Origin of the sequence: Brevibacillus panacihumi (genome assembly GCF_003710985.1) — a bacterium.
Lineage (GTDB): Bacteria > Bacillota > Bacilli > Brevibacillales > Brevibacillaceae > Brevibacillus > Brevibacillus panacihumi.
In genome coordinates this window covers 66174-90748 of record NZ_RHHT01000027.1, presented here as the reverse complement: position 1 = coordinate 90748, position 24575 = coordinate 66174, and the positions used below count along the sequence as shown (strand labels likewise).

The window sequence follows — 24575 nt, the reverse complement described above, 5'->3', positions numbered from 1 at the left end:
CCTGCCTACCTGCTATTTACATTGGCGGTACGTAGCTTCCATCGCGAAGCATGGTCAGCTCGCCCATGATAAACGCCAGATCGGGATCATCCCCATCTCCGCTCTCATCGATTGCTTCCAGCCTGCGCAGCAAAATGCTGGCAAAATCCTGGATCATGACAGGCTGTGCTTCCAGGTCATTCTCGTCAAACACATCGTAGCTGGTCAGTGCTTCCAGATGGGTCGCAAGGTGAAAGCCGCCGATATCCCCCAGAATCTCCCGTCTGTTCAATTTGGATTTTTCCAATTTTTTCAACATAGAGACAATGTCATTGGCATACACGCTGGGGAATGCCACTTGATAAAAGTTGCGGTTTTTCGCGTCATTCGTTTTAATGATCAGGATGTCGATTCCATCCGGCTTCTTTGCCTTTTTCCCAAATCCAAACATTTATTTTCCACCTCAATTGTTCGATCTGCATAGCTCCCTCCATGATAGACATATTCAGGTTGCGAGACAACCCCCATCCTGTTTCCTTTTTTCATTTTGGTCTAGCAGGCAACGGTAAATCTTAACACGTCTATTCCCTCCCTCTCCCACACACCCTAAGTAAAAATGCCAAAGAGGTGCAAAAAATGAAGCTAAGGAACATTTGGGTCTGTCTGCTGGTAGCAGCCTTTCTGATAACGGGCTGCACCGGTTCTAAAGGCGGGGAGAAAAAAGAAGAAAAGACTACAAAGACACAAAGCAAGAAAGACGAAAAGACAACCAAAACGAAAACAAAAAGCAAAAAAGACAATAAGACAGCCAAAACAAAGAGCAAAAAAGCCGGTGAATCAAACAAGAAAAAGACAGTCCATTCTTCGGCAGTACAAAAGCTGGGCAACAATAAAATGGACATCGTCCTGTTTTTGAACCGTGCGGAGAACGTCGTGTCGGACGTCTACTTCGCTACCCTGGAGCACAAGGGAAAAACGGTAACGGAGGACGGCAAGCAATATCGGGAGCTGCCCAAACGCTTTGACACCAAGGAAAAAATCATCTCCCATTTCAACCGCTACTGGAGCCGACCGTTGGCAGAAAGTCTGTACGACAATCTGTCCACGAAGCAAGTCAATAAGAAATTGTATGTCTCCATTCCAAATGTGGATTATCCGATGATGATTTCTGTACGAAATACGACGGTTCAAAAACAGGACGATCACGTGCGCGTCACTGTCAAGAATGTGACAGACCCTGCCTACTCCCCTGATGACCGTACGCTCCACTATCTTCTCGGACGGGACAGCAAAACCAAACGCATTGAGATTGAATCCCGTACCGGCGCCTATGGAAAAGAACATTTTCAATGAGCCCCTTGACATTTCGGTGAAGGAAAGTGAATAATAGTTAATTAATAACGCGATTAATAAAGCGCATACGGTCGCTATGACGGGGAAAAGTAGAACTGCCCTTCAGGTCCAGAGAGCGAAATCCATTGGCTGAGAGATTTCGTCCTTCGAATCAGTTTGAACCCACCCTTGAGCTTCCAGGGATGACCTGGACAGGTTTCTTTCACCTGTTATCCAAGAAAGAGAGCCGGACGTTACCAGCCTGAAGCATCGCTTCTCGCTATAAACGTCAAGTAAGGTGGTACCGCGGAGGTTATCAAGCCCTTTCGTCCTTATTCAAGTGACGAGAGGGCTTTTCTATTTTCAACGAAAATCAGGAGGAAGCACGATGAAGAAGGGAAAAATGCGGTTGGTTGTAAAGGTGGGCAGCAGTTCATTGGCAGCTGCAAATGGCGGGGTCGATCCAGAAAAAATGTCCCTGCTCGTCTCGGCAGTCAATCACCTGCGCGAGGCTGGTCATCAGGTCGTACTCGTCTCATCAGGAGCAGTAGCCAGCGGTTATCAAAAACTGGGGTACCAGCAACGACCGCGAACCCTCGCCGCCAAACAGGCAGCAGCAGCCATCGGGCAAAGTCTCCTGATGCAAACCTACACACAGTTATTTGCCGCCCATCAGTGCAGTGTGGCCCAAATTCTTTTGACCCGCGGCGATTTTTCCGACCGCGAACGCTATCAGCACGCGTTCCAAACCTTGTCTTTGCTGCTCGACAGACAGATCCTGCCGATCATCAATGAAAACGACACTGTTTCCGTGGCGGAGCTGACGTTTGGCGACAACGACATGCTTGGTGCCCTGGTAGCCGGTCTGGTCCATGCCGACTTGTACATGATCCTGACAGACACCAACGGTCTGTACGACAAGGACCCTCGCTCCAACGCCGACGCGTCGCGCATCCCTTGGCTGGCAGAAGTGACCGAAGAGGTGGAACAGCTAGCAGGAGGCGCTTCCCGGCTGGGAACAGGAGGCATGCGCTCCAAGCTGATCGCAGCGAAGACAGCACAAGGCTTGGGGATCCCCAGTTTTATCGGAAAATTGGAGCAACCGCAAGACCTGCTGGCAGTCGTGTCCGGAGACGGCAACGGCACCTATGTCAATTACCGGCCCGAAGAGCCCGCTCCAAGCGGTTTGCCTACTCGCAAGCAATGGATCAAGCTGCACTCCCCTACCCGCGGCTCGATCACCATTGACGAAGGCGCTGCAGAAGCGATTCTCGAGCAGAGACGCAGCCTGCTTCTGGCTGGCGTACGCGACGTAAACGGGACATTCTCCCCTGGTGAAGTCATCGAGGTGTACTGTGGCGGCGAACTGATCGGCCGCGGAGTCAGCCGTTTCGCAGCGGAAGAACTGGCAGAATCTCTTTCTACCGCCAAGACAGCGCGACGCAGCGGCACCGTGATCCATCGCGATCAGTGGACAGAGACGATCTAAACGAACGGTTTCAACCGATGTATGCCATCGGATTCTATAAAATGATGAGAGAGAAAAGGAGAGGGAGATTATGGGGAACTGGAAGCAGCAGCTTCAGGAGCAATTGCGATTGGCGAAGCAAGCATCGCGCAAATGGGCATTGTTGACCACCGAAGAGAAAAACAACGCGTTGACCGCGATCGGGGAACAGCTTCTGGCAGACGAGACTGCCATTCTGGAAGCAAATAAGCAGGATTTGGCCCGTGCAGAAGCAGATGGGCAAGCTAGCTCGTATCTGGACCGTCTCCGTCTGACACCGGAGCGTATCCGCGATTTGGTCGACGGTCTGCAGCAGCTCGTCGCTCTGGAGGATCCGGTCGGCCAATCGATGGACAGCTGGACTCGTCCCAACGGACTGGTCATGGAACAAATCCGCGTGCCGCTCGGCGTGATCGGCATGGTCTACGAGGCTCGCCCCAATGTGACGATCGATGCCGCAGCCATTGCCTTGAAGACCGGAAATGCCATCGTTCTGCGCGGCAGCCACAGCGCGGTGAACAGCAATCTCGCCCTCGCCCGGAGCATGCGCGACGCTCTGACGAAAAGCGGCCTGTCTCCTGAGGCCGTCCAATACCTGCCTTTTGCCGAGCATGAATCCGTCGACATGCTGTGTACCGCGAACGGTCTCATCGACGTGATCATTCCACGGGGCGGAGCCGGATTGATTTCCCGCGTGCTGAAAACCGCGAGCGTCCCTGTACTGGAGACAGGAGTCGGCAATTGCCATATTTTTGTGGAGCGCACAGCCGACTACGGCATGGCGGAAGCGATTGTACTGAATGCCAAAACCAGCCGTCCTTCCGTCTGCAATGCGGCGGAGAGCCTTCTCCTCGATCGCGAATGGCCGCTCGCTTCGCAGCGCAATCTCTTGCAGCGTCTGCATGAAGCCGGGGTAGAAATTCGGGCGTGCGAGCTGACACGAAAGCAGCATCCCGAGCTCTCCTCTTTCCTGAAGCAAGCAAACGAAGAGGATTGGGATACGGAATACATCGACCTGATTATTGCGGTGCGCACCGTGGAAAGCCTGGAGGACGCATTAGAGCATATTTCGTTGCACAGCACCGGCCACTCCGAAGCCATCGTGACTGAAGACGAAGCCGCTGCTCAGCGCTTCTTGGCAACGGTGGACGCCACGACAGTTTATCACAATGCGTCAACCCGCTTTACGGACGGCGGAGAATTCGGCTTCGGCGCAGAAATCGGCATCAGCACACAGAAGCTGCATGCTCGCGGTCCTATGGGCTTGCCTGCGCTTACTTCCTATAAATACGTCGTACGCGGCAATGGTCAGATCAGATAGTCCGGAAAGGAGGCAACATCTATGAACCCGCAACAGGGTAGTTCCATTGAAGGACAAATTGGTTTTCTCGGGGCAGGCTCCATCGTCGAAGCCATGCTCGCTGGCATCATCAAAAAGGGACTTGTCTCCCCGAATCACATCCTAGTCTCCAACCGGAACAATCAGGAGCGGCTGGATCAGCTGGCACGCGCCTTTTCAGTACAAGTGACGCAGGACAAACACGCCCTGGTACAGACGTGCGACATCCTGATCCTGGCGATAAAGCCCAAGGATGCCGCAGAAGCGCTGATGGAGCTTCGCGGAGCGGTCCGTCCTGGACAGCTGGTCATCTCTGTCATCGCCGGAGTCGCCACTTCCCTGATCGAGGAATGGCTGGGTGTGGAGTGCTCCATCATTCGGACGATGCCGAACACCTCTTCTGCAATCGGCCTGTCTGCCACTGGCCTTGCCTGCAACCGTTTTGTCACAGAGGCTCAGCTGCAGCTTGCCACCCGGCTCTTTGAAGCGATTGGCACCGTCTATACCGTAGCCGAAGAGGAGCTTGACATTGTCACTGGACTCTCCGGAAGCGGCCCAGCCTATATCTACTACCTCGTCGAAGCCATGGTGGGGGCCGGGACCAAGGCTGGCCTGTCCCGCGAAACATCTCGTCAGCTCACCCTGCAAACCTTGTTGGGAGCAGCGCACATGCTGCTGGATACCAGTGAGGAGCCGGCTCTCCTGCGCCAAAAGGTAACCAGTCCGGGCGGAACGACGCAAGCCGGGCTGGAGGTTCTGGAAGCGTATCAATTCCAGGAGGCTATCTCTTCCGCCATTCTGCGTGCGACAGAGCGTTCACGGGAGCTGGGGGCGCAATACCGGTAGCTTTTGCTGGTCCTCTCCCCTGTTGTATACTGGATGCAACTGTGTAAGAATACGGAGGTTCTCATGAACATATACGCCTTGTATGGGACGAGCGGAACGGGCAAAAGCTCCATCGCACTGGAATTGGCCCATCGCATGCAGATTGATGCAATCATCGACGATGGCATTCTGATTTACCAGGGACGCAAAGTGGCGGGTACCTCCGCCAAGTACGAAAAGACGAAGATACAGGCAGTCAAACGCGCTATTTTTCACTACAAGGAGCATGCCGGCGAGGTCCGCAAAACGCTCGCTGCGCTCGCTCCTGAGCGCCTGCTGATCCTGGGTACGTCGCAGCGGATGATCGAACGCATCGTGGAGGCTCTCGGACTGGCGGAGCCGGACGAGTACATTCCCATCGAGTCGATCAAACGCCCCCAAGACATCGAGGCGGCCCGCTACATCCGGGAGACGATGGGCAGACACGTGATCCCTATTCCCCGCGTAGAGGTAGAGCAGGATTTCCTTACGCGTCTGCTCTCTTCTGCCACACGGATCTTCTCCTCCAAAAAGGAAATTGGCGGTGAGTCCACTGTGGTTCATCCCCCCTTTTCCGGTGGCCGCATTATTATTCATCCGCAGGTGCTGCGAAAAATGGTGCAGGGAGTGTGCAATCAATACGAGGAAGTGGAGCAGATTGTCAAATCAAGAGCATCGTTCGACGATTTGCCGCGAATCGAGTTGACTTTGTCCTTGAAGGTTCCTTACGGCTCGTATATCCCCGAACGGATTCGCACGCTGCAGTCAGAGCTGCATGAGGAGATCAGCTATTGCCTGAACATTGCTCCCGCTAGTATTGATATACAAGTAGTTGGGTTGCAGTTTTCGGAAAATGGAGTCCAATAGTTTTCATGGGACGTGGGTATTCACCCGCGTCTTTTTTGTTGGTTGTTATTGGCTAACCAGCGATTGAGGTACGAAGAATTCAGGTCGGGGCAAACCCAAATGGTCGCGCAAATGGTTGCCTTCGTATTCTTTTCGAAACAATCCTCGCTGCTGCAATACGGGTATCACTTGGTCAATAAATTCTTCGAACAGCGTTGGATAGTATGGGATCAATAGATTAAATCCGTCTGCCGCTTCATGGTTGAACCATTCTTGCAACTGATCGGCAATTTGTTCAGGAGAGCCAAAAATGAGTCGATGGCCTCGTGCACCAGCGACTTTTTTGTACAATTGCCGTATCGTCAATTTCTCCCGTCGAGCCAAATCGATGATCAGTTGACGGCGACTTTGGTTTCCGTTGGTCGCTGGAATTTCATCGGGTAACTCACTGTCCAAATCATAGTGGGACAGATCCAAACCTCCCAAGTAATCCGACAAAAAAGCCAATCCAATATCCTCGGGAATCAAGTTTTGCAGCTCTTCGTATTTAGCGCGCGCTTCTTCCTCTGTTCTGCCAACGATCGGTGAAACACCAGGCAATATTTTGATATGATCGGGATTTCTCCCCAAGCGCTTCGCCGTTTCCTTGATATCTCGATAAAACACCTGTGCTTCCTCCAGCGTTTGCTGCGCGGTAAAAATGACTTCTGCTGTCTTCGCTGCGAAGTTCTTGCCGCGCGGCGAAGAGCCTGCTTGAATCAATACCGGATGGCCTTGAATGGGACGGGAAGCATTCAGAGGACCTTTCACCTGGAAGTATTTTCCTACATGATTTGCCGTGTGCAGCTTGCCTTTTTGAAAATAAACTCCGGCTTCCTTGTCGCGGATCAGCGCATCGTCTTCCCAGCTGTTCCACAGTTTCTTGACCACTTCTACGAATTCATCCGCAATCGCGTATCGCTCATCATGTTCCGGGTGAGAAGACTTGCTGAAGTTGTACGCATCATTTTCGTAATAGGAGGTTACAATGTTCCAGCCTGCTCTACCTTTGCTTAAATGGTCAATCGACGCAAATTTTCTCGCTACGTTAAATGGTTCGTTATAGGTTGTGCTTACAGTAGCAACCAATCCGATCCTTTCCGTTACCGCTGATAATGCTGAGATCAACGTCAACGGCTCGAATCGAACCATTTCAGATGGATGGCTTTTTTCTGTCAAAGAGAGAGCGTCACTGATAAAGAGCATGTCCAGTTTCCCTCTTTCGGACATTTTCGCCAGTTCTTTGTAAAAGTCAATATTTTCATAACCGTTTTGCGGCGTATTCGGATGGCGCCAAGCTGCGATGTGATGACCGGATCCCATCATGAATACCCCTAAACTCATTTGTCTTTTTGCCATTGCTGAGTCCCTCCATCTGCTCCGCATTCTTCACAAAAAATCCCCCTGTTGTTTTTCTGTTGCCAGCTAACAAGACAAGGGGGACACCGATTCAACTTAAGCCCGCCAACTAAGCAAGCGCTTTTCAAAGGCTTTGGCAATCAAGTCGGATAATTTGCCAAGAGCCGCATAGATCATGATGCTCAGGATAATCACATCCATTTGCATAAAATCTCGCGCGTTCATGGCCATGTAGCCTATCCCGGAATCAACGGCCACGGTCTCTGAGACGATCAATGTCAGCCACATGATGCCCAATGATTGTCTCACGCCCACAAGCGTCGCAGGCAGTGCGCCTGGCAAGACGACCTTCGCAAACAACGTCCAGCCCTTTAGCCCATACACTTTCGCCATCTCGATCAGACCCTTGTCGATGGAGCGAATTCCGTAAAAGGCGTTTACATAGACAGGGAAAAACACACCCACTACAACGAGAAAAATTTTGCCCTCTTCGCCTATCCCAAACCAAATGATCACAACCGGAATCAACGCTAAATGAGGAATATTACGGATCATTTGAAGAGTTGAATCCAAAAATTTTTCTGCTATCGGATACAAACCGTTCAGAAGTCCGAAGAACATGCCGATTGCGACGCCAATCACCAGCCCGGTAAAAGCCCGTTGTGAGCTTGCCCACGTATGTGCCAAAAGCTCCCCGCTTAGCGCCAATTTGAAGAATGCCGTCAATACCGCTACCGGGCTAGGAAAAAGCTTCGTATCCACCCAAGCAAATTCAGTTGCTATGTACCAAATGATCAAGACGAGGAGAGGGATTATGAAAGGAATCCATTTGCCTTTTTTCACTGCATCCTTACCTCCCTCTGGGTACTGTCCACTTACTTGACGAACCAATTGAAGTTTTCGTCAGAAGCATTCAATTTCTCTGGAATGACTCCTTGTTCATAGAAAAAGTCGGAAATATTTTGCAGCGGTTCGATTGTAGCTTCACTCATGGGCAGAATTTCACGTGTTCCTCCACGCTCTTCTACCACCTTTAAAATATCTGCATTGGAGCTGTATAGATTGGCCAGGATTTTTGCGGCTTCATCTGTATTCTCGTTTGCCCACTTTCCTACGATCGCGAGCTCATCAAGAATAATTTTGATCGCATTGGGGTGTTCATTGGCAAATTTGCGCTCTGCGTAATAGAGATTCTCGCCCTCGAGGGGTGCTTTATCCCCAAATACAGAAGTATTGTCCGCGATCACGCGAGCATCAAACGACGCCTCAGCCTCTGCCGTAAACGGGTCCCAGATTGCCCACGCATCAAAATTTTTGCTGCCAAATGCGGAGAAAGCCTCTGCAGGATTGATAAACTGCAGCTGAATATCATTCACGCTGAGCCCCTCTTTTTCCAATGCGCGAACAAGCATGTAATGCTGCGTCGTTCCCTTCGAAACCACTACTTTTTTCCCTTTCAAATCTTTCACAGATTGAATATCCGAGTCGCCTCGAACAATGATGGACGATCCGCCCGATACGCCAGTTTGAGCACCGATGCGGACAAATGAGCGCCCCGCTTGTTGCGCGTAGATGCTGCCTGTCGCTCCGCCACCACCAAACACGATGCCTCCGTCTACCATGGCTTCGAGCATGGCTGGTGTAGCAGAAAACTCATTCCAGGAAATTTTGAATCCTTCAGCCTCCAGGCGCTGTGCCAAGTTGCTTTTTTCTTTCAAAAGACTGAGCAATGGCATCCCTTTTTGATAGCCTAACTTAATCTCGACCAAATCTTTTTTCGTTGAATCCGGTGCTGTACCTCCGGTGGATGGGTTCGACGACGCGTTGTTACCGGAGCATGCCGTCAACAGCAAAACCAAAACCATGGCTGAGATGAAAAATAGTTTTCTGGATGTTGTTTTCATTGTTCTACCCCTCATCGTGATACCCAATGTAAGCTTTCATTTACGTTTGTAAACAAATCGATGCCATCTGCGGTAACCACAAATGTATCTTCTACGTTATATCCGCCTGTCGTGCTGTAATACGGGCATTCAAAACAAAGTACCATGCCCTCCTCAAACACCCAGTCGCTTTCCGGCGAAATCAACGGATACTCTTCGATGAAGGTATCCACGCTGATGGAGTGTCCAACATGACCGCGAGCATACTGCGGTATCCCTGTCTCCTGAACCGTTTTCTGTGTGACCTCAAAAACCTCCGAAAACCTAACTCCTGGTTTGATGAGTGAAAGGCCTTTTTTAAACCCGGCGAGGATGGCTTGATATTTTTCCTCCTGTTTTGGGGTTGCCAGTCCACCAACCACGAACGTGCGTGCAATATCGGATTGGTAGCCAAAGTACGTAACGCCACCATCCAAACGCACGATGTCCCCTGCTTGCAACACGTAATCGCGCGGGATTGCAGCCGCCGAATAGTTCGGACCGACCGAACTGATCATAAGCGCTTCCGTTACATGTTTATCGAGGGCATAGGCATGCTTTTTGTAAATCGCATGCACGTCTACCTCTGTGTGTCCTGGTTGTAATTCCTTCGCAGTCAAATAAAAGGCTTCTTCTGCAATCTGGGCCGCTCTGCGCAACACTTCTATTTCCCATTTTGTCTTGATCGAACGCGCTTTATTGAAAGGGAGCGTTCCATCCACAATGTGCTCACGACCAAAAATCGCGGAAAGCCGTTCTACGTCATCCCATGTCAAACTGCTGCGCTCAACAGCAAGAACTGGATCCTCCTTGAAGCTTTTTATCGCATCGACTGCGATATCGAATGACTGCCCCAGATTCATTTCTGCCGTTTTCTTGAGGGTAGAGGCTTCCTGCGAATCATCCTCGATAAAAATCCAGGAGTTGTACTTCACAATATCTACACCCGTTGTCTGATACTCGGCTGCCTGCCTTTCAAAATCATTTACGATCAGCTTTATGCTCCCCTCAGCCGGTACGACTGCGTAAGCAACGCCGGGTTTTTTCATCAAACCAAGAAATCTGCTGGAAAACCCGGTTGCATAATAAATACTCTCTTGCTTTGTCAACAATAGGACATCAATGTTATGCTTCTTCAGCTCCCTTTGCAATTTGGCTTGTATCTCATTCTGATTTCTCGTAATTTGTTTATTTCCGACAACTGTCATCAGAATTCTCCTCTCTTCTAGATCGCGAAGGTCTCGACTTTTTCTACTTTTCCCAAAACTCTGTTTAAAATCGTTCCTTCCAGCTCCGCGTACATCGCATTTCCACGCTCGCGCGGTCGATACAAGGCGATCTTTTTATCTAGCGTAATTTCACCTGCTTCAATCAAAATCACCCGATCTGCCAATGCAACAGCTTCACTGACGTCGTGCGTAACCATGATTGCAGTAAAGCCTTGTTCTCTCCAGAGATTTTCGATCAGCCTTTGCATGTCGATCCGAGTAAGCGCATCTAGCGCTCCCAGCGGCTCGTCTAGCAAAAGCAGACGTGGACCACTTACCAAAGCACGGGCTAAGGCGACTCTTTGCTTTTGACCACCTGACAGAACGGACGGCCATTCATTCGCGCGATTTGCTAATCCTACCTGTTCTAACGCCCAATCCGCCTTCCCCTGCCAGTCTCCGGTCAAACCAAGCCCGACGTTGTCTCGGATTTTTAACCAAGGGAGCAACCTGGAGTCCTGAAACATGATTTTGGAATCTGGATGGAGCCCCCGCAATTCATGATGGTCATGGTAGATGACACCTTCGCTCGGAGTATCAAGACCGGCGATTTGACGAAGCAACGTGCTTTTTCCACATCCGCTCTTCCCCACAATCGCGATAAATTCGCCTGCTTGAATCTCCAGATGGATATTCTTTAGTACTTCTACGTCGCCGAATCTTTTCTTCAGGCCTTCTATTTTTAGATGTACACCCTGCCTTTGTGTCGAGTCCATGCTCTGCACCTCCTATCACGTAGACTATGCTGACTTTTATCTATACTATCCCTAGCGAATTACTATGATTATTGTCGTGAATCGTCCATTTGTCAATTACAAAATCATCATGCAGTGTCCTCCACCTGCCATTTACCTACAGCGGGCTCTCGCACCGCGAGCAGCTCCCCGAGCGTTGTTTCGCTTGTATGACGGCATCTCGGTACTTTTTACATCCTCCCCGCAAGGATACTTATCTGCATGTTGCTCATGCTATACGTGTATTACTTCATGAAAGGAGCAGTCTGATGCCATCTATGCTGTCTTCGATGCAATCGACGCAAGTGCCGATTCCCGAACCTCCACAGGTCATCACGACGAAGGACTGCAGTTATTTGAAGGACGCCTTGTCTTGGAACCTGCTCGCCTTCAAAAAGCTGCATTTTTTTGCGCAGCAAGCCAAAGATCCGGAAGTGAAGCAGCAATTGGAGAAGGCCGGACGGATGCACCAAAAGCATTACCAGATCCTGCTTGGCCACCTGCAAAACAACAATGCGGCAATCATGGCCACGCTTCCTCAAACCCAATCCCAGCAACAGCAGCAGATGCAGTAAGGGGGAGATCCTATGCCAAACCAAAACCAGATCGCGAACCCGCAGTCCGGCAGCCTGCCGCAAGTGAAAACGCCTGAAATGAATGACCGCGACTTTCTCAACGACTGCCTGGCCACCTGCAAATATTTGACGGACAGCTTGAACATAGCCGTGCGTGAAGCCAGCCATCAAAAGCTTCACCAGGACATGATGCAGATCCTGATCGAGACCCACCAGGGAGCACGGGAGGCGTACGACCTCATGTTCCGCAAGGGCTGGTACAAACTGGAGGCAGAGGAAGAACAAAAGCTGCAGCAAGCCTACCAGCAGTTCAGCGGCTATTCCAGCCAGTTCCCTTATCAGTAATCTTCAACAGAAAAGCAAACAAGAACATCCCGCCCGATGTTCTTGTTTGCTTATTTCCGCATCATGTCTTTGATACAGACAGCCAGTCGATACATGGCTTCTTCCATTTCCCCCACATCTGCATAGGAGTAGGACAGTCGGAGGTGACGGCTGTCGTTCTGATCGTAGATATAGCCAGGATTGAGCAGGATGCCCTGCTTCAAGGCGCGATCAAACAAAGCGCGCATCGACAGGGCGTGGCGAAGCTGCAGCCATACGTAGAAGCCGCCCCGCGGTTTTTCCCAAATGGCGATGTCGCCGAACCATCGCTGGAGGCAATGGCACATCTGATCGCGCCGATGTCGCAAAGCCTCGCGCACCTCCTGCAAATGCTGCTGGTAGCATGCTCCGCTTAGCCATTCGGCCGCCACCCATTGAGAAAGCCCGCTCGCCCCGTAATCTGTCTGCATCTTCACATCAGCCAGGCGATCAATCACGGGCTGCGGTCCAACGAGCCAGCCGATCCGCAAACCGGGAGAAAGAGTCTTGGACAGGCTTCCGAGGTAAAGGACCTGGCCCTGGGGATCTCTTGTCTTCAGCGGCGCAGCCCCCGGCTCATCCAGCCACAACTCCCCGTACACGTCATCCTCGAGCACCGGCAAGCGGTCGCGTTCACATACAGCCATCAACTGCTCCCGACGCTTCACAGACATGCAACGTCCCGTCGGATTGTGAAAAGCAGGGATTGTATACAGCAATGCTGCCCGCTGTGCCTGTTGCTTATGCCCCAAAGCCTCGGGAATCATCCCGTCCTGATCCATCGGCACCCCGACCAGCCGCAGGCCGGATGCCTGGAACAGCGGCAGAGAGTACAGGTATGAGGGACGCTCTGCCAAAATCGTCGAGCCGGGGTGCAAGAGTCCCTGGGTGATCAACTGCAAGGCCTGCAGCGCTCCTGAAACGATCAGAATGGAGGCCGGAGAAGCCTCGATCCCCCTTCCCCGCAGATGCTGGCTGACAGCCTGCCTGAGGGGAAGCAAGCCCTTTGGCTCCGCATACCCCAACGAAGTCATGTTTTTCCCTGCGCGCCTCATCATCTCATTCATTTTTTCCAGGGGTATCAAAGACGGAGATAGCTCTCCTGTACCCAGCCGTATATAGCTGGGGTCTGGCTCCAGGCGATTAATCTCCTGAATCGTCGGCAAATTGGGCGGATGCGTCCCTGCCTGGACATAGCTCATCCAATCTGGCGGAGGTGTCGCCGAAAGCAAAGACCAGGTATTATTGCTCACCATCGTCCCGCTTCCGACTGTCGATTCGATCAGCCCTTCCGCTCTTAACTCATCCAGGGCTGTGACCACCGTGCTGCGGTTTACTCCCATTGCAGATGCCAAGGCTCGTTGAGTTGGGAGCTTGCTATTGACCGGCCATTCTCCTGTCTCTATTTTCTCTTTGATATACGCGACAATTTGCCTGTAGACGGCAATATCTGATGATTTGTCAGGCTTCCAGTCAATCGACAGCATCTCGATCCCTCCTCTTATCTGTATTGTACGAATTGGTTGGGGTAGAGGCAAACCAATTGGCTGGAGACAGACGTTCGAGCAGAAGCGATAATGAAAAAAAAGAACGCTGTTCGCAATCATCGGAGGGAAAAAAATTGATTGAAGCTATTCTACATGGATTCTTGCTCGCATTCGGACTGATCCTGCCGCTTGGGGCACAAAACGTCTTTGTCTTTACACAGGGGGCGCTTCAGCCTACCTTATGGCGCGCTTTGCCTGTCGTCCTGACAGCCGCGCTATGCGACACCATCCTGATCCTTTTGGCTGTTCTTGGGGTATCGCTCGTCGTCCTTTCTGTAGCCTGGCTGAAAACGCTGCTGTATGCCATCGGGATCCTTTTTTTGCTGTACATGGGCTACCTCACCTGGCGCAGCCAGCCTTCCTCGGAAAACGAGCAAAAGGCCGTACAGTTTTCTCCCAGAAGACAAGTGATCTTTGCCGCATCCGTTTCATTGTTCAATCCTCACGCGATTCTCGACACGATCGGGGTCATCGGCACCAGCTCGCTCAGCTACGCCGGAGCACCGAAATGGGGTTTTACGATCGCCTGCATCGCTGTCTCCTGCCTCTGGTTTTTCGGTTTGTGCCTGGCAGGTCGGCTGATGGGTGAACTGGATCGTTCCGGCCGATTCCTTCGCGGGCTGAACATCGCTTCTGCCTGTATCATGTGGGGTGTCGCCCTGTACATGGCCTGGGGGCTTTTCACGCGATAAATGGCATTTTGGTGCATAATCCACCTCCTCTCCACCGACAATACTCCTAGTCAGAGTCATTCTCGAAAGGTAGAGGTCCCTATGCTTTTTACCAAATCAGACCCACTCTTGGATGATCTTCTCCTGATCGCCCAAAACGTCCACGACTCAGCCGTTTTTTTCAATCAGTACAAGGTCCGGTCCCTGGAATCAGTGGAAAGCTTCGCCAACACGATGAAGGAGTTCGAGTCCAAAGGCGATCAGCTGATTCACGAGATCATCGTGCGGATCAACAAGACTTTCATTACCGCTATCGAACGGGAAGATGTGATGGAGCTGGCTATCAAGCTCGATGACGTTCTCGACGGTCTGGAGGGGTGCGCAGCCCGTCTGTATATGTTCGATATCACCTTGGGCGATGAAGTGATGATCCAATTTGCCGAGATCATCGAGCAGTCGACCAAGCAAATTGTACTGGCGCTCGAGCTGTTGCAAAAACAAAAGCTTTCTGCGATGAAAGAGTACATCATCGGCATCAACGAGCTGGAGAGCCAAGGCGATGAACTGCTGCGAAGCAGCGTGCGGGGATTGTTCAAGAATTCATCAGATGCCATACACATCATGCAATACAAGGAAATCTACGAGCTGCTGGAAGAGGTAACGGATAGCTGCGAGGATGTAGCGGATGTCCTGGAAACCGTGATCATGGGAAACACCTAAGAGAAGGAGAAACATGCCCTATGGAAACGGGTCTCACATTAGTGGTCCTGGTTGTGCTGCTCGCTGTTTCCTTTGATTTTATCAATGGGTTTCACGACACGGCGAATGCAATCGCAACAACAGTCTCGACAAAAGCCTTGCCCCCTAGAATCGCCATCATCCTGGCCGCCTCCATGAATTTCATCGGGGCTCTCACATTCACTGGGGTAGCCAAGACCATCGGCGGAAAAATCGCTGATCCGGCACAGTTGGACTTTGGCGTACTGGTCGTCATTGCCGCTTTGCTGGCCGCGATCACCTGGAACCTGGTGACTTGGTGGTACGGAATTCCCAGCAGCTCGTCCCATGCCTTGATCGGTTCGCTCGCCGGAGCTGTCATTGCATCAGCGGGATGGGGACAAGTCAACTGGAGCGGGTTTATGGATATTTTCAAAGCCCTGATCCTGTCCCCCATCATCGCACTCGTAGTCGGCTATGTTCTGATGAATTTGCTCTACCTGCTGTTTAGCCGGGTGTCGACTCCTCCCGTGAAGGTAAATCGAGGATTCCGCTATTTTCAAATTCTCACTGCCGCTCTGCAATCCTTTACACATGGTACCAACGACGCCCAAAAAGCGATGGGCATCATCGTCTTCGCGTTGGTGGCGGCCAATGTACAACAGGATGCCTCACATATCCCGTTTTGGGTTCAGTTTGTCTGCGCATTGGCAATGGGTCTGGGAACTTCTGTAGGCGGGTGGAAAATCATCAAGACTGTCGGAGGCAAGATCACGAAAATCGAGCCGATCAACGGAGCGACTGCAGACCTTACCTCTTCGACAATCATTTTCAGCTTTACTCAGCTTGGCTTGCCCGTCAGCTCCACTCATGTGATCTCTTCGGCCATCATGGGTGTAGGTGCAGCCAAACGCTTCAAAAACGTCAATTGGGGAGTAGCCAAGCGAATTGTCATCACCTGGTTTATTACTCTCCCGATCTCCGCGATCATTGCAGCCTTGTTTTATTTAGTGCTGGCCCTTTTTCTGTAGTGTTGTAGATCAGCCCTTGCAGGCATTTTCTGCAGGGCTGCTACCCTCCAAATACCGTCTCCACGCTTTTCTCAAGGAACTCCTCGTCCGCCCATTTCTTCTGTACATCCTCCTGCCAGCGCTCCTCCTTCAGCAATTCGGCCAAAGGTCCCGGGAAGATTCGCTCCACATCTGCCCGCCTCGCCGTCAACGTCGTGTCGGTGAAATGATAGTGAACAACCTGGAGATTGTCGATCAAGGCGAAAGCTGCGAGGGAATTGTACAGCAGCTTTCTTTTCAATTCTTTCATGCCGATTTCCCCTGCGGCTTCCTTGTAGTGCAGATTCACAGTAAATCGATCCGATTCCAGCTCATAGGTACGCTCCAACTCATTCAGCGGCAGATGCGCAAACAAGTTGATCAGATTTCCTGCATTCCCCATGTACGGATTTTTATAGGGCAGAACGCTTTTTAGATCATGCGTCCATGGCTCCTGCTGCTCGCGTTGGTACTGCTCTGCTTTTTCCTCGTTAGCCGGGATGACAATCCCTTGAATCACCGCATAGAGAAAACCCCCGATCAGCAGGAGCAAAAGAATCGCTTTATTACGCCAATTCATCTTCATCCACCTCGTATTTCATCATCAACTTAGGTGAGACGTGAAGCAGCAACGGGACGATCAGACTAAAAAAAGGCAAGATATACGGGATCGCCATTTCCGCGAATTGGTACGGACCTGAAATCTGCACCTCGCGCCAGAACCAGATGTTGCTGCCAAATCGAACCGCCGTTGTATAAAGGACGGAGACAAGGATGAAAACAGCCCAAAGCCACCAGCCCTTTTTTCGCAGGCTATAGGCGAACCGCATGTTCAAGAAAGCCCTCTTCTCCCGAAATGCCTGATCTCTCAAACGTACAAGCAACACCAGGTAGACTGCGCCAATGAGCAAGCTGATCACAAAAAACAAGGAATGGATCACTGCTCCTGTCCCGACGACCCGAAGCGGCATGGAGACGATCCAGGCAATCAGCGCGTACAGCAGCGCGATTTGGACGTACTCGACGCTATACTGGTTGACGTAGACGCTCCGGTTGTCATCGATCAGATGCTCTACCGACGGAATGCTTGCGGTAGCCTGTGCGATGGCTTCCTCGCGATCCATTCCACCTGCTGTCAGATCAGCTACCTTCGCCTCCAGATTGCTCAGCACCTCGCGCTTCAATTCCTCAATCTGTTTGCTGGCGCCCCGGTTGTATTTCCGAAACAAAACCTGCACGTGACGTTGTAATGGGTCCATTGTGATTACTCCTTTCTCTCCAAAAGCTTGTCGATAAGCTCTCTGGCTACCTTCCAGGCTTCCAGTGATTGTTCATAGGCTTCCCGTCCCAGCAGGGTGACCTGATAATACTTGCGCCTGCCGCCCTGGCTCTCATCTCCCCAATAAGAGGAGATCAGCTTTTGTCCCTCCAGGCGTTTCAAGCTGGTATACAAGGAGGGCTCCTTCAATTCGTACTGGCCTTCACTGATTCGCAGAATGGCCTTGATGATCTCGTACCCGTAATTGTCGCCTTCGCATAAAATCCGCAGAATAATCGTATCGATATGGCCGCGGATCAGGTCACTGCTTATGCTGCTGTCGCGCATCTAAATCACCTCGCAGAGTATAACGTACCACATATTACTATGTATGACAAAGTAATATACAAAAAAATAGTCCCCATTGAGCATCAGGGACTTTTTCGCATCCTTCTTTTTTGGTTATCTCTCCTCTTGCAGGGACAGCCTAATCATACAAACACCATGGCATCATGCGCAAAAGGAGTCGATAGGAATGCACTTTCGACGGTTCAAGCAGTTGGGCTATCCGTTCCTGGCACTCGTGATGATCACAGGACTTTTGGCGATGCATCGATCCGTACAGGTACATACCCACTTTCCTGCCGCAACACGGACCCAGACTGTGACCATTTCCAATGCCGGTTTTCTGCCCAACCGCATCACCGTTCGCGAAGGGGATCTCGTCTCGCTGATGATCGTCAACACGGATCTGAAACCGCATAATTTGGCCATCCGCGATCTGAAAATTGCATCCAGCGAGTTACAGCCAAGCCAGTCAGCCCTTCTGCAATTCTCAGCCCGAAAAAAGGGCAGCTATGCCTTCGTCTCGGACACACCCGGCTACCCCGAGACCGGATTCCAGGGGATGCTGATTATCCAGTAACTCCCACGTCTTCTTTTTCCTCGACTGCTTTCCACGGTCCGAAGCGGATGAGCAGCAAGGGGATCAGTCCCAAGATGGTCACACTGCCGAAAAACAAATAGATGGATAGCGTAGAATATGTATCTTTGATCCAGCCAGCCGTGAGATTGCACAGCATCGTGCCGAGTCCGTGTCCGACAGAGAAAAAGAGCGCCAATGCCGTCACTTGCAGAGCGGCCGGCGTATTCTCCCGAACAAACTGAGCGGCTGTAGCGAGGTAAAAGCCGACGGATATCCCCTGTATGAAAAAGAGCGCAATGACAGCGGTTGTACTGGGTGCTGAGCTGTACCAGAACCAGCGAACGGCGGAGACGCTGGCAGCGAGCAAGATGGTCAGCTCCAGTCCCCAGCGCCGTGCGCAATAGCCGGCAAGCTTCATGCACGGGGCTTCGCTCCCGGCAAAAAGCAGAAAAGCAAGCCCGACACCCGCTACCGTCCCGCCAATCTCCTGGTAGTACAAAGAGAACCAGATGTTGTTGGCATTAATCGAGCCAAATACGAAGAAGGACGCCGCCAGAAAGAGCAGAAAGCGCGGCAGCTTCAGCAGGTCTTTGATTCCCGCCAGCATGCTCGTCGTAAATTTCGGAGCAGCGGCCGTTTCCACCGGCACACGCTGAAGGAACAGGATCGCGGCAACCATGGCTGCAAAGTAAGAGATGAAAATGACCGACGGACCCCATTTTTCAATCAAAAGGCCCGTTACAAAAGCGGCCAGGGCAAAGCCAATCGCGCCCCACATGCGGATGTCGCCGAACTGCAGCTGATATTTTTTTACGTAGCCGAGAGCGATGCTGTCCGATACGGGAACAACAGCACTTTGGAACACAGATAGCAGCGTATACAAAATCAGGACTAGCGCAAAGGTGGAAACCGCTGGAAACAGCAGGCCGATCAATCCGGAGACAAGCAGTGTCAGGACAAGCACGCCTTTGCGGATCTGAAACTTGTCGCAAATCATTCCCCAGAGCGGCTGGGTCACAATCGAGACGATCGGGGTAGTCGCACTGATCAGCCCGATCTGCGTTCCGGTGAGGTTGATCGACTGGTAATACTGCATGATCAAGGGGGTAAACGCCCCAAGTCCATAGTAAATGAACAGATAAAGAGCGCTGAGATGTACCAGCTTGCTCCCAGCGCTGCTTTTTTGGCGGTCAAATTGTGTTTGCATAGCGTCTCCTATTTAACTGCGGGCAAAATTTTTGCCATGTTCACCGTACGTTTCTTCTCCCATGTGGCCGGGTTGAATTCATCGAACTGCTCCAAAAAGCTGATGACCTCCTTGGTCAGCGGCGTAGGCGTCGAAGCACCAGACGTCACCGCGATGTTCTTCTTCCCTTTCAGCCATTCAATGTCCAGTTCGGACAGATCCGCAATCCGGTAGGACGGTACGTTGGCAATCTCCTCCGAGACTTGTGCCAGGCGGTTGGAGTTGTTGCTTCGCGGATCGCCGACGACGATGCACAGGTCTGCCTCTCCCGCTTGGGCAGCCACAGCTTCCTGCCGAACCTGTGTAGCCATGCAAATCTCATTGTGGACCTCCACCTGCGGAAAACGTTCCACGATGGCTTCCATTAAATGCTTGACATCCCATTGGCTCATGGTCGTCTGGTTGGTCACGATCAGCTTGTCTGCGGGCACCTCTCCGATCGCATCCAGATCCTCCAGCTTTTGCACCAGGTGCACATGATCCGGCGCGATGCCGATCGCCCCCTCTGGCTCGGGATGACCCTTTTTGCCAATGTAGATCACGTGGTAGCCTTCTTCGACTTTTTCCCGAATCAAATCGTGGGTTTTGGTCACGTCCGGACATGTCGCATCCACAACAGTCAGGCCCTTGTCCCGCGCTTTTTTGCGCACCTCTGGCGAAACCCCGTGAGCCGTAAAAATAACGGTCCCCTCGTCGATTTGATCCAGCAGAGCCATTCTGTCCTCTCCGTCCAGCGTTTTGATTCCTTGCTTCTCAAACGCCTCCACGACGTGCGCATTGTGTACGATCATACCCAATATGTGAATCGGACGCGGCATGTTGGCGTCTTGAGCGGTCTTGACTGCCAAAACCATCGCATCCACGACACCATAACAGTATCCGCGGGGGGAAATCTTGATGACTTCCATCTCAGCCCCTCCTCATTTATCAAATGACTTGTTCTTCGACCATTATACCTTATTTTGCGTCTCCCCGCTTCTGTTCATATACCTTCAGATTGGTATATACCACCTTAAGCAGCGGAGTGGAGAGCTGCAGTTCTTGGGCTCGCTTTAACAGATAGCCTTGCAGATGATCCGCTTCAACGGGAAGCCCTTTTTCCATGTCCCGCAGCATGGAGGATTTCATGCCGGCATGTGTTTTTTTGAATTGCTCCATTTGTTTGTCCACTATGTCGTCATCGAGCGGCGCTTTCAGGGAGCGCATGACCAACGCCACTTCTTCCGCCAGCTTCCAGGTCAGCTCCAGCCCGGATGGCGTCGAGTAGATTGGACCGACCGACGAATTCATCAGCGTCGTGACTCCGGAAAGCGTCGTGATCAGCAGATACTTGTGCCAAACCTCCCGCTGGATGTGGCTGCTTGCCCGAAACTTCCCGTTGATCCCCGAAAAGGCTTCCTGGATCCGCAAGGCGCGCTCGCTTTCTCCGCCTTCCCACTCCCCGAAGACAGCGTCATGGTTCTTGCTGGTTTGCACGACGTCACCCTGCGCATTCAAGGTCGATTCAATGTAGCAAAGCCCGCCCATGACCCGTTCCTTGCCGAAGCGCTCCCACAGCGTCTCCATGTGCGCAAAGCCGTTGAGCAACGGTATGATGACAGTCTGCTCACCTACATACGGAGCTATCGAATCGATGCTGTCTGCCAGATGATAGGCTTTATTGGACAAGAGGATGACATCAAATTCCCCGGCCTCTTCTCCTGCCGCAATCAGTTGCGGATTTTCCAGAATCGCGTCCCCATGCACACTTTCGATCCGCAAACCGCGTTCTTGCAACTGCTGACGCCGACGCTCCCGAACAAGAAAGGTCACATCGACACCGCTCAGCGCCAAACGTCCCCCAAAATAACCGCCAATCGCACCTGCCCCCAGAACCAGTACCTTCATCCGTCTCTCCTCCATTTCATATTCCGTAGTCGCTTGTCTCCATTCTACAGAAAAGGAACGATTTGCAACACTACTTCATATTATGTCATATATTCTCACATCAAATGTAACAAAAACTCTTGACGAACGTTTTATCGGGTCGTTATAATCCAAACATAGAAAAAAGGATAAGGAACGAACGATAAGGGGAAGTTCCGGAAAATAATTCGCGAATAGAGGTGTTTTTTACATGGATATGAAAACAATCTTGTCCACTATTGAATCGGAAGACATCAAGTACGTCGATTTTCGCATCGTTGATTTGCTCGGCCGTCAGCATCATGTCACGGTTCCTGCCTATGCCGTAGACGAGGATACCTTCCTCTACGGGGTAGCTTTCGATGGTTCCAGTCTGACAGGTTATAAATCCATCGAGGAAAGCGACATGGTTGCCATGCCCGATCCGGCTACAGCCTTCATCGACCCTTTTGTGGAAGAGAAAACATTAAACATCGTCTGCAACATCTTCAATCCCGACAACACCCCCTATGATCGCGATCCCCGCGGTATCGCCCTGAGAGCGGAAGCCTATCTCAAAGACCTGGGCATTGCTACCGCCGCCTATTTCGGTCCTGAATCCGAGTTCTTCCTGTTTGACCACGTCCGCTACGCATCCGGTCCGTCCGGTTCGTTCTATCACGTCGATTCCGAGGAAGCCTACTGGAACTCAGGCAAAGAAGGACAAAACCTGGGTTACAAAATCCGCAACAAAGGCGGTTACTTCCCTGTACAGCCAACTGACACCCAAGCCGATATCCGCAACGAGATGTGCACATTGCTGACACAGACCGGCCTCAAGGTCGAGCGGCATCACCATGAGGTAGCTACAGCAGGGCAAGGAGAAATCAACTTCCGTTTTGACACCCTGACCCGCACGGCGGACAATCTGCTCCTGTTCAAATACATCGTGCGCAACGTCGCGGCCAAACACGGCAAAACCGCTACCTTCATGCCGAAACCCATCGTCGGCGACAACGGCTCGGGCATGCATGTCCACCAAAGCCTGTTCGACGGCGATACTCCCCTATTCTTTGAAAAAGGCGCTTACGCCAATCTGAGCGAAACCGCGCTCTATTACATCGGGGGAATCCTTCATCACGCACCTGCACTGATCGCGCTGACCAACCCGAGCACCAACTCATTCAAACGTCTGGTTCCCGGCTATGAAGCTCCGGTCAACCTGGTTTTTTCCAAAGGCAACCGCTCTGCGGCCGTCCGAATTCCGGTAGCTGCGGTAACACCGAAAGCATCACGCATCGAGTTCCGCACACCTGACTCCACCGCGAACCCCTACCTGGCCTTTGCCGCCATGCTGATGGCTGGACTGGATGGCATCGCGAAAAAGCTGGACCCGCGGGAAATGGGCTTCGGTCCGCTTGATAAAAACATCTACGACCTGTCTGACGTAGAGAAAAATGAAATCAAGAGCTTGCCTGGTTCATTGGCTGAAGCCTTAAGCGCACTGGAGCAAGACCACGAATTCCTTTTGGCAGGCGACGTATTTTCCAAGGATCTGATCGATAGCTGGATTTCTCTCAAGCGCGACGAGATCCAACAAGTCGAACGCACTGTCACTCCGAAGGAATACGAACTGTATTATGATCTGTAAGGAGCAAAAAGGAGCCCTTCTCTTCTGAGATGGGCTCCTTTATCGCATTATATAGCCGTTAAAATGATGGGTTTATCCTTTGTGACTACTACCGTATGCTCATATTGGGCTACCAGGCTCTTGTCCGGAGTGATATACGCCCATCCATCAGAACCTTCGTCAATGTATTCTGCACCCGTAGAGATGAAGGTTTCTACCGCCAACACCCATCCTTCCTTTAATAAGCGGGTGTCAGATTTATCGTAGTAGTTGCAGATGTGGTCCGGCTCCTCATGAAGCTTTCTTCCGATCCCGTGGCCTGTAAGATTCTTGATTACGGTAAAGCCTCTTTTTTTCGCCTCGTTCTGCACAGCACGGCCAATCTGGTTGAGCTTCCCTCCCGCTTTCACCTTTTCGAGCGCGAGATAAAGAGACTCTTCTGCACAACGACATAAATCATCCTTCGTGTTCATTGCTTCACGTCCCACTACGATGGATGCACCTGTATCGCAATAGTACCCGTCCAATACTGCGGAAACATCCACATTTACATAATCCCCTTCTTGCAGGACCGTACGATCTGGAATGCCATGCGCAACCACGTGATTTACACTTATGCAGGTGTATCCCGGAAAGTTGTATTCCACTTGAGGAGCAGACTTTGCGCCGTACTTGTTGAGTATGCTGCCGCCAATCTCGTCTAATTCCGCTGTCGTAATTCCAGGACGGACAGCTTTTAGAATGGCTTCTCTTGCTTCTGCAACGATTTTCCCGATCTTGCGCAGCCCTTCCAAGTCCTTTTCGTTCTCAATTGACATTCTGATTCCCCCCTTTTTTGCTCGTTCCCCGATCATTACGATAAGCAAACCGCACAACTTGATTTTACTGTTCCCCGCAAATATTTCAAGTAATCGGGGGCATTTCACGGTCAGCGGACTCCACCCTTGCGCTCCCATGCCTCCAGTACGACGATTTGATCAGGCAGCGAACGCTGCCATTCAATATAACCTTCCCGGACCAGCACCTCCAGCACTGTCATGATTCCTCCGCGATTGCGCCCTGTTTTGATGCACAGCTCGTCGATCGTGGGGGTGCGTCGGCGACCGGCCGAATAGTTGGCGATCACACGCAAAACCTTTCGTTCGATGTCAGACAACACGCATGCTCACCACCGGTTGAATCGCCAGGATGTTGGCAATGTGAAAGACCCTCGGTGCTCTGCGAGAAAGACAGTATGCTTTTAGCCGGTCGCCCGTGAGTTCCAGCGGCCGGATGATGCGCTGTGTAGCCTGGCCTGTACGGCCAAGGTAGATGATTTGAATCTGTTGCTTGCGTGCAATCGCACGTTGCAATTGTTTGCTCATGTTGTTCGCCTCCGAAAGCAGAACGTTTGTTTGTATTATATGGGAACACAAGTTCGTTTATCAAGTGAAATTTGTTCCAGCTCCTAAAGCGGTATTCTCTACTTTCCAGGATATACACGGCAGCAAAAAAAGAAACCTGCGAAGAAACAGATACCCG

General features: G+C 51.5%; 28 protein-coding genes. 12 read left to right on the top strand and 16 right to left on the bottom strand.

Annotated elements, in window-relative coordinates; all coding sequences use genetic code 11:
- Positions 1 to 16: 16 nt before the first annotated feature.
- A complete protein-coding gene (locus EDM58_RS12940; RefSeq protein WP_122913705.1) occupies positions 17 to 430 on the bottom strand; it encodes a hypothetical protein in 414 nt (137 codons plus the stop codon).
- Between the two features lie 185 nt (positions 431 to 615).
- Between EDM58_RS12940 and EDM58_RS12935 the strand changes: the two genes are divergently transcribed.
- The 5 genes from EDM58_RS12935 (at position 616) to EDM58_RS12915 (ending at position 5888) form a co-directional block, all read left to right on the top strand.
- Positions 616 to 1332, top strand: a complete 717-nt coding sequence (locus tag EDM58_RS12935) for a DL-endopeptidase inhibitor IseA family protein (RefSeq protein WP_122913704.1) — start codon at positions 616 to 618, stop codon at positions 1330 to 1332.
- Positions 1333 to 1699: 367 nt separating this feature from the next.
- Positions 1700 to 2800, top strand: a complete 1101-nt coding sequence (gene proB, locus EDM58_RS12930) for a glutamate 5-kinase (protein WP_122913703.1) — start codon at positions 1700 to 1702, stop codon at positions 2798 to 2800.
- A gap of 70 nt (positions 2801 to 2870) precedes the next feature.
- Positions 2871 to 4139, top strand: a complete 1269-nt coding sequence (locus tag EDM58_RS12925; RefSeq protein ID WP_122913702.1) for a glutamate-5-semialdehyde dehydrogenase — start codon at positions 2871 to 2873, stop codon at positions 4137 to 4139.
- A gap of 21 nt (positions 4140 to 4160) precedes the next feature.
- Entirely contained in the window at positions 4161 to 5003 is an 843-nt protein-coding gene (proC, locus tag EDM58_RS12920; protein WP_122913701.1) for a pyrroline-5-carboxylate reductase, read from the top strand.
- Positions 5004 to 5066: 63 nt separating this feature from the next.
- Positions 5067 to 5888, top strand: coding sequence for a hypothetical protein (locus tag EDM58_RS12915; protein ID WP_122913700.1), 822 nt, complete (start codon positions 5067 to 5069; stop codon positions 5886 to 5888).
- Positions 5889 to 5933: 45 nt separating this feature from the next.
- Here EDM58_RS12915 and EDM58_RS12910 read toward each other — a convergent pair whose 3' ends face one another.
- The 5 genes from EDM58_RS12910 to EDM58_RS12890 all read right to left on the bottom strand — a co-directional run bounded on the left by EDM58_RS12910 (position 5934) and on the right by EDM58_RS12890 (position 11171).
- Positions 5934 to 7265, bottom strand: coding sequence for an LLM class flavin-dependent oxidoreductase (locus EDM58_RS12910; protein ID WP_122913699.1), 1332 nt, complete (start codon positions 7263 to 7265; stop codon positions 5934 to 5936).
- A gap of 96 nt (positions 7266 to 7361) precedes the next feature.
- Positions 7362 to 8108, bottom strand: a complete 747-nt coding sequence (locus EDM58_RS12905) for an ABC transporter permease subunit (protein ID WP_122913698.1) — start codon at positions 8106 to 8108, stop codon at positions 7362 to 7364.
- A gap of 32 nt (positions 8109 to 8140) precedes the next feature.
- Positions 8141 to 9169 carry an aliphatic sulfonate ABC transporter substrate-binding protein gene (locus EDM58_RS12900; RefSeq protein ID WP_183187500.1) on the bottom strand — a complete coding sequence of 343 codons (1029 nt, stop codon included), beginning with the start codon at positions 9167 to 9169 and terminating at the stop codon, positions 8141 to 8143.
- A gap of 11 nt (positions 9170 to 9180) precedes the next feature.
- The gene (locus EDM58_RS12895; protein WP_122913696.1) at positions 9181 to 10395 is read right to left on the bottom strand and encodes a M24 family metallopeptidase; all 1215 of its coding nucleotides are present in this window, start codon (positions 10393 to 10395) and stop codon (positions 9181 to 9183) included.
- A gap of 17 nt (positions 10396 to 10412) precedes the next feature.
- Positions 10413 to 11171, bottom strand: a complete 759-nt coding sequence (locus EDM58_RS12890) for an ATP-binding cassette domain-containing protein (protein ID WP_122913695.1) — start codon at positions 11169 to 11171, stop codon at positions 10413 to 10415.
- Between the two features lie 287 nt (positions 11172 to 11458).
- On the opposite strand from EDM58_RS12890, the gene EDM58_RS12885 reads away from it, so the two are divergent.
- A complete protein-coding gene (locus EDM58_RS12885; RefSeq protein ID WP_122913694.1) occupies positions 11459 to 11764 on the top strand; it encodes a ferritin-like domain-containing protein in 306 nt (101 codons plus the stop codon).
- 12 nt (positions 11765 to 11776) lie between these two features.
- Entirely contained in the window at positions 11777 to 12109 is a 333-nt protein-coding gene (locus EDM58_RS12880) for a spore coat protein (RefSeq protein ID WP_122913693.1), read from the top strand.
- Between the two features lie 50 nt (positions 12110 to 12159).
- Here the strand turns inward: EDM58_RS12880 and pdxR are convergent, their stop codons facing one another.
- A complete protein-coding gene (gene pdxR / locus EDM58_RS12875) occupies positions 12160 to 13614 on the bottom strand; it encodes a MocR-like pyridoxine biosynthesis transcription factor PdxR (protein WP_122913692.1) in 1455 nt (484 codons plus the stop codon).
- A gap of 134 nt (positions 13615 to 13748) precedes the next feature.
- On the opposite strand from pdxR, the gene EDM58_RS12870 reads away from it, so the two are divergent.
- The 3 genes from EDM58_RS12870 to EDM58_RS12860 all read left to right on the top strand — a co-directional run bounded on the left by EDM58_RS12870 (position 13749) and on the right by EDM58_RS12860 (position 16093).
- The gene (locus EDM58_RS12870) at positions 13749 to 14366 is read left to right on the top strand and encodes a LysE/ArgO family amino acid transporter (RefSeq protein ID WP_122913796.1); all 618 of its coding nucleotides are present in this window, start codon (positions 13749 to 13751) and stop codon (positions 14364 to 14366) included.
- A gap of 81 nt (positions 14367 to 14447) precedes the next feature.
- On the top strand, positions 14448 to 15065 hold the full coding sequence (locus tag EDM58_RS12865; protein WP_023558401.1) for a DUF47 domain-containing protein: 618 nt from the start codon (positions 14448 to 14450) through the stop codon (positions 15063 to 15065).
- Between the two features lie 20 nt (positions 15066 to 15085).
- Positions 15086 to 16093 carry an inorganic phosphate transporter gene (locus EDM58_RS12860; RefSeq protein ID WP_023558402.1) on the top strand — a complete coding sequence of 336 codons (1008 nt, stop codon included), beginning with the start codon at positions 15086 to 15088 and terminating at the stop codon, positions 16091 to 16093.
- Positions 16094 to 16133: 40 nt separating this feature from the next.
- Here EDM58_RS12860 and EDM58_RS12855 read toward each other — a convergent pair whose 3' ends face one another.
- The 3 genes from EDM58_RS12855 to EDM58_RS12845 are packed head-to-tail and all read right to left on the bottom strand — an operon-like array spanning position 16134 to position 17717.
- Positions 16134 to 16691 (bottom strand): DUF4825 domain-containing protein, encoded by a 558-nt coding sequence (locus EDM58_RS12855; RefSeq protein WP_122913691.1) that lies wholly within the window; start codon positions 16689 to 16691, stop codon positions 16134 to 16136.
- On the bottom strand, positions 16678 to 17370 hold the full coding sequence (locus EDM58_RS12850; RefSeq protein WP_122913690.1) for a permease prefix domain 1-containing protein: 693 nt from the start codon (positions 17368 to 17370) through the stop codon (positions 16678 to 16680). Before EDM58_RS12850 ends, EDM58_RS12855 begins: the two co-directional genes overlap by 14 nt.
- A 5-nt stretch (positions 17371 to 17375) precedes the next feature.
- Positions 17376 to 17717 carry a PadR family transcriptional regulator gene (locus tag EDM58_RS12845; RefSeq protein ID WP_122913689.1) on the bottom strand — a complete coding sequence of 114 codons (342 nt, stop codon included), beginning with the start codon at positions 17715 to 17717 and terminating at the stop codon, positions 17376 to 17378.
- A 187-nt stretch (positions 17718 to 17904) separates the two neighbouring features.
- Here EDM58_RS12845 and EDM58_RS12840 point away from each other — a divergent pair, with 187 nt between their 5' ends.
- Positions 17905 to 18294: a cupredoxin domain-containing protein gene (locus EDM58_RS12840; RefSeq protein WP_122913688.1), complete on the top strand. Its 390-nt coding sequence runs from the start codon at positions 17905 to 17907 to the stop codon at positions 18292 to 18294.
- On the opposite strand, the gene EDM58_RS12835 is transcribed toward EDM58_RS12840, so the two are convergent.
- Genes EDM58_RS12835 through EDM58_RS12825 form a run of 3 tightly spaced genes read right to left on the bottom strand, consistent with a single transcriptional unit; the run spans position 18284 to position 21427 of the window.
- Positions 18284 to 19501: an MFS transporter gene (locus EDM58_RS12835; protein ID WP_122913687.1), complete on the bottom strand. Its 1218-nt coding sequence runs from the start codon at positions 19499 to 19501 to the stop codon at positions 18284 to 18286. The genes EDM58_RS12840 and EDM58_RS12835 overlap by 11 nt on opposite strands.
- A gap of 8 nt (positions 19502 to 19509) precedes the next feature.
- On the bottom strand, positions 19510 to 20448 hold the full coding sequence (locus EDM58_RS12830) for a 4-hydroxy-3-methylbut-2-enyl diphosphate reductase (RefSeq protein WP_122913686.1): 939 nt from the start codon (positions 20446 to 20448) through the stop codon (positions 19510 to 19512).
- Positions 20449 to 20497: 49 nt separating this feature from the next.
- A complete protein-coding gene (locus EDM58_RS12825) occupies positions 20498 to 21427 on the bottom strand; it encodes a ketopantoate reductase family protein (protein ID WP_122913685.1) in 930 nt (309 codons plus the stop codon).
- Positions 21428 to 21656: 229 nt separating this feature from the next.
- Between EDM58_RS12825 and glnA the strand changes: the two genes are divergently transcribed.
- A complete protein-coding gene (gene glnA / locus EDM58_RS12820) occupies positions 21657 to 23075 on the top strand; it encodes a type I glutamate--ammonia ligase (RefSeq protein WP_122913684.1) in 1419 nt (472 codons plus the stop codon).
- 47 nt (positions 23076 to 23122) lie between these two features.
- On the opposite strand, the gene map is transcribed toward glnA, so the two are convergent.
- The 3 genes from map to EDM58_RS12805 all read right to left on the bottom strand — a co-directional run bounded on the left by map (position 23123) and on the right by EDM58_RS12805 (position 24418).
- The gene (map, locus tag EDM58_RS12815) at positions 23123 to 23872 is read right to left on the bottom strand and encodes a type I methionyl aminopeptidase (protein WP_122913683.1); all 750 of its coding nucleotides are present in this window, start codon (positions 23870 to 23872) and stop codon (positions 23123 to 23125) included.
- Between the two features lie 110 nt (positions 23873 to 23982).
- Complete coding sequence (locus EDM58_RS12810; protein WP_122913682.1) at positions 23983 to 24213, bottom strand: LexA family transcriptional regulator; 231 nt, start codon at positions 24211 to 24213, stop codon at positions 23983 to 23985.
- A complete protein-coding gene (locus EDM58_RS12805; RefSeq protein ID WP_122913681.1) occupies positions 24203 to 24418 on the bottom strand; it encodes a WYL domain-containing protein in 216 nt (71 codons plus the stop codon). The genes EDM58_RS12810 and EDM58_RS12805 overlap by 11 nt, the downstream gene beginning before the upstream one ends.
- Positions 24419 to 24575: the final 157 nt, after the last annotated feature.